This is a genomic window from Geodermatophilus sp. URMC 64, from assembly GCF_053502555.1.
The window spans coordinates 1,970,214-1,983,097 of sequence record NZ_CP199955.1 but is presented as its reverse complement, the minus strand read 5'-3'; the positions used below and the strand labels follow the sequence as shown (position 1 = coordinate 1,983,097).

Sequence of the window (12,884 nt, the reverse complement as noted above, 5' to 3'; positions counted from 1 at the left end):
CTGGTCGACCGCGAGATCCGCGAGAAGGTGGACGAGCTCTGAGCACCGAGCCCACTCCGGCGCCGGAGGAGGACGCGCCTCCCGCGACCCCCCTGCTCGCCCCCCGCGAGGGGTTGCCGCCGGTCATCGAGACGTCCACGCAGCTGGTGGAGTACGCCGAGGCACTGGCGGCGGGGTCCGGGCCGGTCGCCGTCGACGCCGAGCGCGCGTCCGGCTACCGCTACGGCCAGCGGGCGTACCTCGTGCAGCTGCGCCGCACCGGCTCCGGCACCGGCCTGATCGACCCCGTGCCGCTGCCGGACCTCTCCGTCGTCCAGGCCGCGATCGCCGACGCCGAGTGGGTGCTGCACGCGGCCAACCAGGACCTGCCCTGCCTGGCCGAGATCGGCCTGGTCCCGAAGCAGATCTTCGACACCGAGCTCGCGGCCCGGCTGGCCGGCCTGCCCCGGGTCGGGCTCGGCGCCGTCGTCGAGTCCCTGCTCGGGTACTCGCTGCAGAAGGGGCACTCCGCGGCCGACTGGAGCACGCGCCCCCTGCCGGAGGAGTGGCTGATCTACGCCGCGCTGGACGTCGAGGTGCTGGTCGACCTGCGCGACGCGCTCGCCGCGATCCTCGAGGAGCAGGGCAAGACCGAGTGGGCGCGGCAGGAGTTCGAGGCGATCCTCGCCGCCGGGCCGCCCGCGCCCAAGCCCGACCCGTGGCGGCGGACCTCCGGCGTCCACGGGCTGCGCAACCGCCGGCAGCTGGGGATGCTGCGGGCGCTGTGGCAGGCCCGCGACGACCTCGCCCGGCGGCGCGACATCGCCCCCGGCCGGGTCCTGCCCGACTCGGCGATGGTCTCCGCCGTCCAGGCCGACCCCAGGACCGAGTCCGCGCTGCTGGAGCTGCCGGTCTTCCGGGGGCGCGCCAACCGCCGGCTGGTCGGCACCTGGTTCGGCGCCCTGGCCCGCGGCCGGGCGCTGCCGGAGTCGGAGCTGCCCGTGCAGAGCCGCCCCGGTGACGGGCCGCCGCCGGTCAACCGCTGGGCCGACCGCGACCCGGCCGCGGCGGCCCGGCTGCAACAGGCCCGTGCGGGGCTGGCGAAGCTGTCGGAGCACTGGCACGTGCCGGTCGAGAACCTGCTCTCCCCCGACCTGGTCCGGCGGCTGATGTGGGCCCCGCCCGAGCCGCGCTGCCCCGAGGCGGTGGCCGAGGCGCTGCGCAGCGGCGGCGCCCGCGAATGGCAGGTCGAGCTGACCCGCGACCTGCTGACCGAGGCGGCCACCTCCGCGTGAGGCCCGGGATCGCCGGGTTGGTACCCGCGGGTACCGCGCGGTAGCTTGATCCGCCCCCTTTTGGGGGGGCGCCCATGGCCTGTCCGGGCGGTCCGGCGGAGCATGGTGGGAGCGCACTCTCAAGGTGCTGCGTGGTCCAAGGGCGGGCCGTTCGCTGCACCGGCACACGGGGCACGAGAGCGAGGACGAGTGATCAAGGTCATGGTTGTCGAGGACAACGACCTGGTCCGGGATGCCCTGGTCGATCTGCTCAACGGCACGCCAGAGGTCACGGTCGTCGCCGAGTGCTGTGACGGCACCGGGGTGCTCGACAAGGCGCGGCAGACCCAGCCCGACGTCGTCGTCATGGACATCGTCATGCCGAAGATGGACGGCCTGGAGGCCGCCCGCGCGCTGCTCACCGAGAAGCCCGGATCACGGATCGTGGTGTTGACCGGCAGCCTCACCGTCGACCACGTGCGGCAGGCCCATGCCCTCGGCGCGGCCGGTTTCCTGCTCAAGGACGGTGACCCGGGCGAGCTGTCCGAGGCGATCCGCATGGTGGCCCAGGGCGGCAGCGCCTGGAGCCCGCCGGCCCGCGCCTACCTGCCGCAGGACTGACGCCCGCGCCGGACCCGTCACCCGCCACTACCGGTAGGCTGCCCCCGGTGACGACGCGACCGGACGGCGGCGCCCTGATCGGGTGATCTCCCCGGGAGGGGCGGCGCCGCGAGGCAGTGGCACAGATACTGCGCGAGGCCGCAGGCTGCGGCGGGGGCGGAGCCGTGTGAGGAAACGCATGCCACCAAGGCGACTGGGTCTGCCGACCCTCCGCCGCGGTGGTGCCCTGCGCCGGGAGCTCGTCGCCTTCGTCGCCGTCGCGCTGGTCGTGCTCTTCGCCGTCGCGGCCATCACGATCCTCATCACCGAGAAGCTCGCGCGCGACAGCGCGCGCCGCGAGGCGGAGCTGACCACGAGCCGCATGGCCGAGCTCCTCGTGGAACCGCTCCTGGGCAACGTGCTCAACGGCGAGACCGAGGACCAGAACGACCTCGACCAGATCTTGAGGATCCGGATGCGCGACGGCAGCATCACCGAGGTCTTCGTCTGGAACGAAGAAGGCGTGATGCTCTACTCCCCCGACAGGGACCGGATCGGCACGAAGGTTCAGCCCACGCCCGAGCTGCTGGCCGCCATCGACGGCGACGTCACCTCGGACATCGACGACGACTCCGAGGTCGACGATGTTGACCTGCACGCCGAGCCGCAGCTCGAGGTCTACGCCCCCATCTCGGCGGGCGGGCGGGACCTGGCCTTCGAGGCCTACTTCAGCACGGCGATGATCGAGCAGGACGCGGCGCTCCTGCGGCAGCGAACCCTGCCGCTGGCCCTCGGGACCCTCGTCGTGCTCCAGGTCCTGCAGTTCCCCATCGCCGCGTCCATGGCCCGCCGGCTCAGCCGGCAGCAGGCCGAGCGGACCGAGCTCGTCCAGCGGAACCTGGCCGCTTCCGACCGCGAGCGGCGGATGATCGCCGCCGACCTGCACGACGGCCCGGTGCAGGACCTCGCGGGGGTGAGCTACGGGCTGTCCGCCCTGAAGCCGGGCCTGCCCGAACGGCAGCAGGCCACGGTGGACCGCATGGTGACCGCCACCCGCAGGGCCGTCGCCTCGCTGCGCCGCCTCATGGTCGACATCTACCCGCCGGACCTCAGCGGCCCGGGCCTGCCCGATGCGATCAAGGGCCTCGCCAGCGAGCTGGGCGAGGAGAAGGACCTCATCGTGCAGGTCGATGCCGAGCCCCTGCCCGCCATGTCGTCGGCCTCGGCGGCCATCGTCTACCGCACCGCCAAGGAGGCGCTGACCAACGTCGCCAAGCACGCCGAGGCGAACACGGTGCTGATCCGGCTGCGGGAGGCGGAGCTCGACGGGTCCCCGGCTGTGCGGCTCACGGTCGAGGACGACGGCGTGGGCCTGCCCGGCGAACCCGACGAGGAGGCCCCCGAGATCGTGGAGCGGGCCGAGTCCAACGGGCACTTCGGGCTGCGGCTGGTGCGCGAGCGGATCACCGAGGCGGGCGGCACGTTCAGCCTCACGAACCGGGAGGAGGGCGGCGCGGCACTCGAGGCCGTCCTCCCGGTCGGAGACTCCGTCGACGACTCCTGAGTCCGGTCCGGCCGGACCGCCTCGGCGGGTGTGCGGTGCAGCGGCTGTCGAGGCCGGCGCCGCCGACGGGGGGCCTGTCGATGGTCCCCGTCCCGGCTCATCTGAATGCCATGGAGACGGGGGCCTCGCCCCGGATGACGCTTGCGGTGAGAGCCGGAATGCGTGACGGAAGGAGGCCCGGTCCTCATGTTGCGCAGACAAGGCACGTCGCTCGCGGTGACGACGGCGGCCCCAGACGTCGGCGGCCTGGCCTCGCCGGCCTACCGGCCGGAGCCGCTCGGGCAACCGATCACAGCCGTGATCGAGTCGATGAACGGTGCGCGGTTCGTCCACCACCAGCTCGGCTGGAGCGCAGCGGCTGGACCGTCGAGAACGCCGACGCGGTCAAGGCCAAGGGGCTTCGCTTGCGCTCGCCTGCGAGACCGACAAGGTCGACGCCTGGGTACTGGGCGAGCTGTCCCGCCGCGATCTGCTGCCGGCGATCTGCGTGAGTGCTCCCTCGATCGAGGGGCACAGGCCGGTGCAGCCGAACAGCTCCGTGGAGAACCGAGTGATGTCGCCGATCTCAGCGGCGATGGTGTAGCCGAGCACCCAGCCGAAGCGGGGGTGGTCATCAGCGTGGGCACGTATCGGTGCTCGGCTCCTCCGCGGCGCAGCGCGGCCTCGGGCTCGGCAGCCCGTCCGGCGCCTTGCCGTGAGGGCGCAGGCAAGACGACCGGTCCCCGTGCGAAAACCTCCGGGGCGCGGAGTGGCTGCCTTCGGCAGTAGCACTCCACGCCCCGGAGGTTCTCGTCGGACGTGATCTGTCAGGTCACATCGTCACTCCCCTGGGGTCAGGGCCGGCCATCAGACGGCGCCGGTGGTGAAGACGTACCCCACCGTGGTCAACGGGTTGTTCGCGAGGTCCCGGATGGCATTGGGTCCGCCCGCCAGGGCCACGGTGTACCGGGTGTTCGCCGTGAGCGTCACCGAGGGGTCAAGGATCCACTCGTTGGTGGTCCCGTTCCTGGTCACGGTGGCAGCGACGTTGGTGCCGGTCGGGGTCCTCAGGAGGAACGTGGTCGTGCTGACCCCCTGGACCGCCTCGCTGAACGTCACGGTGACATTGGCCGTGCGGCTGACCCCCGTGGCGTTGGCCAGCGGCGTCCGGGCGGTGACCGTGGGCGCCGTGGTGTCGGCGGTCGGGGTCACCGCGGTGCTCGCGGCGGAGAACGCGCTGGTCCCGATCGCGTTGGTCGCCGCCACCCGGAAGGTGTACGCGGTGCCGTTGGTCAGCCCCGTCACCGTGGTCGTGGTGACGTTGCCCAGGACGCGGTCGGCGCCGACCTGGGTCGTGCCGGTGAACACCCGCAGTGTGTAGCCGGTGATCGCCGAGCCGCCGTTCGCCGGAGCCGTCCAGCTCACCGTCGCCGCGGTGTTGCCCGCCGTCGCCGTCGGCGCCGCCGGGGTGGCCGGGGCCGTGGACGTCGGCGGCGGCGCGGTCGGGGTCACCGCGGTGCTCGCGGCGGAGAACGCGCTGGTCCCGATCGCGTTGGTCGCCGCCACCCGGAAGGTGTACGCGGTGCCGTTGGTCAGCCCCGTCACCGTGGTCGTGGTGACGTTGCCCAGGACGCGGTCGGCGCCGACCTGAGTCGTGCCGGTGAACACCCGCAGCGTGTAGCCGGTGATCGCCGAGCCGCCGTTCGCCGGAGCCGTCCAGTTCACCGTCGCCGTGGTGTTGCCCGCCGTCGCCGTCGGCGCCGCCGGGGTGGCCGGGGCCGTGGACGTCGTCGCTGCCGCCGGCGTCACCGCGTTGCTCTTCGGCGACTCCGGGCTGGTGCCCACGCTGTTGGTCGCCGTCACCGTGAAGGTGTACGACGTGCCGTTGGTCAGCCCGGTCAGATTCAGGCTCGTCGCCGTCGCGGCAGCCGGTGCGGTGATCGCCGCGGTGGTCGCGGCGCCGGCGTAGGCACGCACGGTGTAGCCGGTGATCGGCGAACCGTTGTTGGCGGGAGCCGCCCACGCCACCGTCGCCGACGCGTTGCCCGCCGTCGCCGTCGGCGCCGCCGGGGCGGCCGGAGCCGTGGCCGGAGCGGCCGGGGTGACCGCGGTGCTCTTGACCGACTCCGCGCTGGTGCCCACGGAGTTGATCGCCGCCACCGTGAACTGGTAGCCGGTGCCGTTGGTCAGCCCGGTCACGTTCGCCGTGGTCACGTTGCCGACGGTCAGCGGAGTACCGACCAGAGCGCCGGTCGCCGCGTTGTACGTCCGCACCGTGTACCCGGTGATCGCCGCGCCGCCGTTGGCCGGAGCCGTCCAGTTCACCGTCGCCGACGCGTTGCCCGCCGTCGCCGTCGGCGCCGCCGGGGCGGCCGGAGCCGTGGCCGGAGCGGCCGGGGTGACCGCGGTGCTCTTGACCGACTCCGCGCTGGTGCCCACGGAGTTGATCGCCGCCACCGTGAACTGGTAGCCGGTGCCGTTGGTCAGCCCGGTCACGTTCGCCGTGGTCACGTTGCCGACGGTCAGCGGAGTACCGACCAGAGCGCCGGTCGCCGCGTTGTACGTCCGCACCGTGTACCCGGTGATCGCCGCGCCGCCGTTGGCCGGAGCCGTCCAGTTCACCGTCGCCGACGCGTTGCCCGCCGTCGCCGTCGGCGCCGCCGGGGCGGCCGGGGCCGTCGCGGGCGGTGGGGCCGTGGTGAAGCTCCAGGTGACGGTGGTCAGCGGGTTGTTCGCCGCGTCCCGGATCGCCTGCGCGCCACCGGTCAGCGTGGCCGTGTAGGAGGTGCTGAACGCCAGGTCGGCGGTCGGGTCCAGCATGGCCACCTTGGTGGCGGCGTTGTAGCTCACCGTCGCCGGAACGTCGGTCGTGCTGCCGGCCGCCCGCAGCGTGTAGGTGGTCCCGTCCACGCCCTGCACGTCCTCGCTGAAGGTCGCGGTCACGTTCGACGTCGACCCGACCCCCGTCGCGTTCGCAGACGGCGCCTGGCCGGTCACGGTCGGAGCCGTGGTGTCCGGAGCCGCGACCGTCGTGAAGTTCCAGGTGACGGTGGTCAGCGGGTTGTTCGCCGCGTCCCGGATCGCCTGCGCGCCACCGGTCAGCGTGGCCGTGTAGGAGGTGCTGAACGCCAGGTTGGCGTTCGGCTTGAGGACCCACTGGTTGCTGGTCCCGGTCCGCGTCACGGTCCCGGGGATCGTCGCCCCCGCGGCGTCCTTCAGGGTGAACGTCGTAGCGGACACGCCGTCCACGCCCTCACTGAAGGTCGCGGTGACGTCGGTGGCCACTGCCACGTTCGTGGCGGTGTCCGCCGGGGTCTTCGCGGTCACCGTCGGTGCCGTCGTGTCCTGCGCCACCTTGCCCTGGACGACGAAGAGATCCGTCTCGGCGCAGTTCGCGATGTCACCGGGGACGTCCGGGCAGGCATCCGTGGTGCCACTGTTGATGCCCGGACCCTCAATGCGGACCTTGTTGAAGCCGGTCGGCGAACCCGTCACCTTGTGAGGGGTGACGTTGTCACCGATGTAGCCCACCGGGGGGGCGCCCGTCGCGCTGCCGTAGGTGTCCCAGGTCAGGAAGGGGGCGATCCGGCCCGGCAGCGCGCGCTGGAAGTCGCCGCCGACCACGGTCGTCTCGGTCCGGCAGGAGTTGTTGCGCATCTCGCCGTTGGCGTCGGCGGTGCAGCTCAGGGGGCCGTACGGGTCGGTGACCTTGTACTCGGCACCGGGCGTCAGGCCGCCGTCCTGCGCGGCGATCTGGGTGCGCATGAACACCGCTTCCTGGCCAGGACCGGCTCCCGCGTACGCCGCCTCGAGAGCGTTGTGCACGGTGACCGCACCCACGTCGGCGTCCGCGGCGTAGTAGAACGCCTCGGCGTCGGCACCGGACGCGTTGACGGCCTCGATCGACTCAGGGCCGGCCAGGCAGAGATCCGGACCGTCCTGGCACAACTGCAGGCTCAGCGCCTTGGCGTCCGTGTAGTACGCCGGGAACAGCGTGGTCGGGTCGATCGGACCGAACGACTTCAAGCCCGCGCCGTTGAACGCAGCGGCCGTGGTGAAGCTCCAGGAGACGTCGGCCACCGGGCCCGCTGCGTCCCGGATCCCCGTGAGCGCGGCCGTGTACTTCGTGCTGGCCGCCAGGTTCGCCGTCGGGTCGAGCGTCGCCACGTGGGTAGCGGCGTCGTAGGTAACGGTCGCGGGGATCGTCGCGCCCGCCGGGTCCTTCAGGGTGAACGTCGAACCGGAGACGCCCTGCACGTCCGTGCGGTAGGTGGCGGTGACGTTCGTCGCCGTCGTCACGTTCGTCGAGTTGCCCGCCGGGGTCTGCACGATCGACGCCAGCGCGGACGTGTCCTGGACCTTGCCCCAGACGTTGAAGAGGTCCGTCTCGGCGCAGTCCGCGATCGGACCGGGGACGTCCGGGCAGGCATCCGTGGTGCCACTGTTGATGCCCGGTCCTTCGATGCGGACCTTGTTGAAGCCGGTCGGAGAGCCCTTCACCTTGTGGAGGGTCGTGTCGCCGTCACCGATGTAACCGGCGGGCGGAGCGCCGGCACCGGTCGTGCCCATCGTGTCCCAGGTCAGGAAGGGGCCGATCCGGCCACTCAGCGGGCGCTGGAACTCCCCCCCGACCACGTCAGTCTCAGTCCGGCAGGAGTTGTTGCGCATCTCGCCGTTGGCGTCCGCGGTGCAGGTCAGGGGGCCGTACGGGTCGGTGACCTTGTAGGTGACACCCGGCGTCAGGCCGCCGTCCTGCGCGGCGATCTGGGTGCGCATGAACACCGCTTCCTGGTCAGGACCGGCTCCCGCGTACGCCGCCTCCAGGGCATTGTGCACGGTGATCGGACCCACGTCGGCGTCGGCCGCCCAGTAGAACGCCTCGGCATCGCCGCCGGCAGCGTTGACGTCCTGGATCAGCTCCGGACCGGACAAGCAGAGCGGCGGCCCGTCCTGGCACATCTGCAGGCTCAGCCCGTTGGCGTCCGTGTAGTAGGTCGGGAACTTCGAGACGGGGTCGATCGGTCCGAACGAGGAGAGGGCCGCGGAGGCCGACGGCGCGAACAGCACGCTCACGCCCACGGCTGTGATCAGGGCCAGCGCGCCGGCGAGAAGGCGCCGCCAGGCGCTGCTGCCCGTGGCTGGTGTGAGGTGCCGGCCACCGGGTGTCTTCACCGGTGACGCGGCTGCGCCTCGCCCGGGGTTGAATGGACTCTGCACGTGGATTCCCCCCTTGCCGGAGCGCCCGCACCGGCATGTGCTCTCGGGTCCGGCGACGACGCGATGCCATCGCCCAGAGCGACGATCCGTGGTGCAGAGGGGGATATCGACCCCCAAACCACCGATTCGGCGTCCCCCCATTGGGGGGGTCGGGGCGGTGGATCTTGACAGAAGGGTGTCGGGTCTGCGCAGAGGTCCCGGACATTCCGGGCCGAGCTGGGCCTCGGGTTCACCCGTGGGTAGCCAGTGATCTGCGGTGCTCCTGGGCCGGTACCGCCGTCGACGAAGACGACCCCGCGCAGGGAGCGGGACATGGCACTTCAGCAGAGGGCTCTACGCCTCTCGCCGACGACCTGGTCGTGCGCTGCATCCGCGAGGTGCTGCGCCGCAACGTGAGTGCGACCAGCGGCTGACCATCGTAGCGCCTTTCGGCGCCTACGACGTCGCGATCGCCCGCGGCGTGGACTGCATGAGCGGCCACCCGATGGGCGAGGCGTCCCGGGGGCCTTCCGTACCGAGCCCCGGGACCGGCGCGGGTCAGGCGGCGGGCTGGGAGAAGGCCGCGCCGGTCTCCAGCAGGGTCTTGAGGTCGCTGAGCACCCAGTCCCACCCGCCGCCGCCGGGGGCGCCGAGCTCCTCGGTGCCGGCGACCATCGCGGCCAGCGCCGGCATGCCGCCCAGCTCGTGGGTGACGGTGAGCCGGCAGACGCCATCCGGACCGGGCCCGGCGATGTCGTAGGTCAGCCGGCTGAAGCCCTCGGCGGCCGTCGTCGGGTCCATGAGCATCCGCCACGTCTGCACCAGCTTGTGCGGCGGCTCGGCAAGGATCACCTCGCCGTCCACGATCACCTCCGGCGGCTGCGGGTAGCCCAGCTCGGCCGACGCCCGCTTCATCGCCTCCGACGGGTACGAGCGGTACGCCCCGCCGGGGCGGAGGTCGTACTCGGCCGCGGCCCCGTAGCCGTACCGGCCGTTCCACTCCGGGTCGGTGATCGCCTGCCAGATCCGCTCGGGCGTCGCCTTGATGAAGACGCGGTGCACCCGGGTCGTCGTGGCCCGCTCGGCCGGCACCGTCTCAGTACTCGTCATGGTCGCTCTCCAACTCGCGCTTGAGGTCGATGAGCGCCCCGACGTGGCGCTCCGTGTACTTGTCGATCCACCGGTCGTGGATCTCGCGGATCGGCACCGGGTTGAGGAAGTGGAGCTTCTCCCGCCCCTGCCGCCGGGTCACCACGAGGTCGGCCTCCTCGAGGACCCGCAGGTGCTTCATGACGCCGTAGCGCGTCATGTCCAGCTGCGACTCGAGCTCGGTCAGCGTCCGCCCGTCGCGGGCGAACAGCAGGTCGAGCAGGAACCGGCGCGTCGGATCGGCCAGCGCCTTGAACACGCGGTCGTCGTCCGCCACGCGCAGAGGATAGGTGACCAAAAGGTCACATGTCAATGGCGACCGAGTGCCAGGCTCGGCGGCATGCGGCTGACCGAGCAGATGAAGCGGGTGGTCACCGAGCAGAGCCTCGGCTTCGTGGCCACGGTGCGGCCGGACGGGACGCCCGCGCTGTCACCGAAGGGGACGACGCGGGTGTGGGACGACGGCCGGCTCGTGTTCCTGCACATCCACTCCCCCGGCACGGTGGCCAACCTGGCGGTCAACCCGGCGGTCGAGGTGAACGTGGTCGACCCGATCCGGCGCAGGGGGTGGCGGTTCTCCGGCCGGGGCACGGTGCACACGAGCGGGCCGGTGTTCGAGGAGATCGTCGCCTGGTACGACCGCCCACCGACCGCTCCCCCGGCTCAGGCCGTGGTAGTGATCGACGTGGAGCGCGCGGAGGAGCTGATCTCGCCCGCCTACGACGACGGGACGCCCGAGGAGGTCATCGCCGAACGCTGGCGCGAGCGGCACCTGGCGATCGAGCGGGCGCGGTTCAGCGGAACTTCTGCGTGAGCTGGCTCATCGTGCGCTGGACGGACGCGATCTTGACGTGCGACAGCCCGCCGTTGGCGCCGGCCAGCAGCATCGCCTCGTGGGCGGCGCGCAGGGTGTCCCACACCGCGTCGGCCTCGCCCTCGAGCGTCGTGCCGAGCGCCCCGACCTCGTAGCGCAGCCCGGAGCCCGCGATCACCTCGATCGCGGCCTCCACGTGGGCGTGCGGGTTGTCCCGTGTCCCCGGCGGCGAGGGCGCCACCTGGATCTCCGCGATCACCCACTCCCCCGACGTGTCGCTCACTGCTGACCCTCCACCGGCTCGCCCTGGACGGCGCGCGGCGCGCCCTCGGCCCGCTCGGTGAGCACCGCCGTCCACTCGGCGATGCGCCGGGCGACGTCCTGCTCGGTGAGCCCGGCGTCGGCGAGCACCTGGCCCCGGCTGCCGTGCGTGAAGAACCGCTGCGGCAGGCCGAGGGCCCGCACCGGGACGTCGATCTGCCGGTCCTGCAGCGCCTGGCTCAGCGTCGTCCCGACCCCGCCGGCGCGGCCGCCGTCCTCGACGGTGACCACGAGCCGGTAGCCGGCGGCCTGGTCGACCAGCTTCGGCGACACCGGCAGCACCCAGCGCGGGTCGACGACGGTGACCTCGATGCCGTGGTCGGCGGCCCGCTCGGCGGCGGCCAGGCAGACCGGCGCCATCGAGCCGACGGCGACCAGCAGGACGTCGTTGCGCGCGCCCCGGCGGAGGACGTCGACCGGACCGCGCCGCTCCAGCGCCGGGATGTCCGGCGGCAGCGAGCCCTTCGGGAAGCGGACGACGGTGGGGCCGTCGGTCACCTCGACCGCCTCGCGCAGCTCCTCGCGCAGGGTCGCCTCGTCGCGCGGCGCGGCCAACCGCAGCCCCGGGACGACGGAGAGGATCGACATGTCCCACATGCCGTTGTGCGAGGCGCCGTCGTCCCCGGTGACCCCGGCCCGGTCGAGGACGACGGTGACCGGCTGCCGGTGCAGCGCGACGTCCATGAGCAACTGGTCGAACGCCCGGTTCAGGAACGTCGAGTACACGGCGACGACCGGGTGCAGCCCGCCCATCGCCAGCCCCGCGGCCGAGGTCAGCGCGTGCTGCTCGGCGATGCCGACGTCGAAGGCGCGCTCGGGGAACCGCTCGGCGAACGGCGCGAGCCCGGTCGGGTGCAGCATCGCCGCGGTGATCGCGACGACGTCCGGCCGCTCGGCACCGATGCGGACCAGCTCGTCGGCGAAGGCGTCGGTCCAGGCGAGCCCCGCCTTGCGGGCGCTGGTGCCGCTGTCGGGGTCGAAGACGCCGGTGGCGTGCCAGGCGTCGATCTGGTCGGTCTCGGCCGGCGGGTAGCCGAAGCCCTTCGTGGTGACGGCGTGCACGATCACCGGCCCGCCGAAGGAGCGGGCCCGGCGCAGCGCCGACTCCATGGCCTCGATGTCGTGCCCGTCGACCGGACCGACGTACTTCATCCCGAGGTCCTCGAACATGCCCTGCGGCGACAGGACGTCCTTGAGGCCCTTCTTGATCGCGTGCAGCGCGTCGTAGAGCGCCGGGCCGACCACCGGGGCCTTGTGCAGCGCCTGGCGGACGGCGAGCAGCGCCTGCTCGTAGCCGGGGCGCAGCCGCAGGGTGGCCAGCGCGTCGGCGACGCCGCCGATCGTCGGCGAGTAGGAGCGACCGTTGTCGTTGACGACGATGACGACCGGGCGCTCCTGGGCGGCGGCGATGTTGTTCAGCGCCTCCCAGGACATGCCGCCGGTCAGCGCGCCGTCGCCGACGACCGCCACGACCGGCCGCTGGTCGCCGCGGATGGCGAAGGCCTTGGCCAGGCCGTCGGCGTAGGACAGCGCCGTCGAGGCGTGGCTGTTCTCCACCCAGTCGTGCTCGCTCTCGGCGCGGCTGGGGTAGCCCGACAGCCCGTCGCGCTGGCGCAGCCGGTCGAAGGCGTCGACCCGGCCGGTGAGCATCTTGTGCACGTAGGCCTGGTGGCCGGTGTCGAAGACGATCGGCTCGCGCGGGGAGTCGAACACGCGGTGCAGGGCGATGGTCAGCTCGACCGCGCCCAGGTTGGGGCCGAGGTGGCCGCCGGTCTTGGCCACGCTGGTCACCAGCGCGTCGCGGATCTCGGCCGCGAGGAGGGGGAGCTGGTCGGCGGGCAGCGCCCGGAGGTCGGCGGGACCCCGGAGCGATCGCAGGAGCGGCACGGCTCGGCGGTGTCCTCTCTCCGTCGGCGGCTGAGCACGGCTCGCAGAAGACGGCCGCCGACCCACTGTAGCCGCGCCCGCCGGGGCCCTCAGGGTGAGCGCGGTCCCCCCGGCGGCCCGC

10 protein-coding genes are annotated in these 12,884 nt (G+C 72.7%); 4 read left to right on the top strand and 6 right to left on the bottom strand.

The window, feature by feature from the left end; genetic code table 11:
- Positions 1–113 precede the first annotated feature (113 nt).
- From ACWIYF_RS09790 to ACWIYF_RS09780, 3 genes are all read left to right on the top strand, one after another.
- A complete protein-coding gene (locus tag ACWIYF_RS09790; protein ID WP_448627931.1) occupies positions 114–1,274 on the top strand; it encodes an HRDC domain-containing protein in 1,161 nt (386 codons plus the stop codon).
- A gap of 189 nt (positions 1,275–1,463) precedes the next feature.
- Entirely contained in the window at positions 1,464–1,874 is a 411-nt protein-coding gene (locus ACWIYF_RS09785; protein ID WP_448627930.1) for a response regulator, read from the top strand.
- A 178-nt stretch (positions 1,875–2,052) separates the two neighbouring features.
- Positions 2,053–3,417 (top strand): sensor histidine kinase, encoded by a 1,365-nt coding sequence (locus tag ACWIYF_RS09780; protein ID WP_448627929.1) that lies wholly within the window; start codon positions 2,053–2,055, stop codon positions 3,415–3,417.
- 384 nt (positions 3,418–3,801) lie between these two features.
- On the opposite strand, the gene ACWIYF_RS09775 is transcribed toward ACWIYF_RS09780, so the two are convergent.
- The 4 genes from ACWIYF_RS09775 to ACWIYF_RS09760 all read right to left on the bottom strand — a co-directional run bounded on the left by ACWIYF_RS09775 (position 3,802) and on the right by ACWIYF_RS09760 (position 10,018).
- Positions 3,802–4,008: a hypothetical protein gene (locus tag ACWIYF_RS09775; RefSeq protein ID WP_448627928.1), complete on the bottom strand. Its 207-nt coding sequence runs from the start codon at positions 4,006–4,008 to the stop codon at positions 3,802–3,804.
- Between the two features lie 255 nt (positions 4,009–4,263).
- Positions 4,264–8,469: a fibronectin type III domain-containing protein gene (locus ACWIYF_RS09770; RefSeq protein ID WP_448627927.1), complete on the bottom strand. Its 4,206-nt coding sequence runs from the start codon at positions 8,467–8,469 to the stop codon at positions 4,264–4,266.
- Between the two features lie 681 nt (positions 8,470–9,150).
- The gene (locus tag ACWIYF_RS09765; RefSeq protein ID WP_448627926.1) at positions 9,151–9,702 is read right to left on the bottom strand and encodes an SRPBCC domain-containing protein; all 552 of its coding nucleotides are present in this window, start codon (positions 9,700–9,702) and stop codon (positions 9,151–9,153) included.
- Positions 9,689–10,018 carry an ArsR/SmtB family transcription factor gene (locus ACWIYF_RS09760; RefSeq protein WP_448627925.1) on the bottom strand — a complete coding sequence of 110 codons (330 nt, stop codon included), beginning with the start codon at positions 10,016–10,018 and terminating at the stop codon, positions 9,689–9,691. Before ACWIYF_RS09760 ends, ACWIYF_RS09765 begins: the two co-directional genes overlap by 14 nt.
- 63 nt (positions 10,019–10,081) lie before the next feature.
- Here ACWIYF_RS09760 and ACWIYF_RS09755 point away from each other — a divergent pair, with 63 nt between their 5' ends.
- Positions 10,082–10,555, top strand: coding sequence for a pyridoxamine 5'-phosphate oxidase family protein (locus ACWIYF_RS09755; RefSeq protein WP_448627924.1), 474 nt, complete (start codon positions 10,082–10,084; stop codon positions 10,553–10,555).
- Here ACWIYF_RS09755 and ACWIYF_RS09750 read toward each other — a convergent pair.
- Entirely contained in the window at positions 10,536–10,838 is a 303-nt protein-coding gene (locus ACWIYF_RS09750; RefSeq protein ID WP_448627923.1) for a thiamine-binding protein, read from the bottom strand. The genes ACWIYF_RS09755 and ACWIYF_RS09750 overlap by 20 nt on opposite strands.
- Complete coding sequence (gene dxs, locus ACWIYF_RS09745; protein ID WP_448627922.1) at positions 10,835–12,763, bottom strand: 1-deoxy-D-xylulose-5-phosphate synthase; 1,929 nt, start codon at positions 12,761–12,763, stop codon at positions 10,835–10,837. Before dxs ends, ACWIYF_RS09750 begins: the two co-directional genes overlap by 4 nt.
- Positions 12,764–12,884 lie beyond the last annotated feature (121 nt).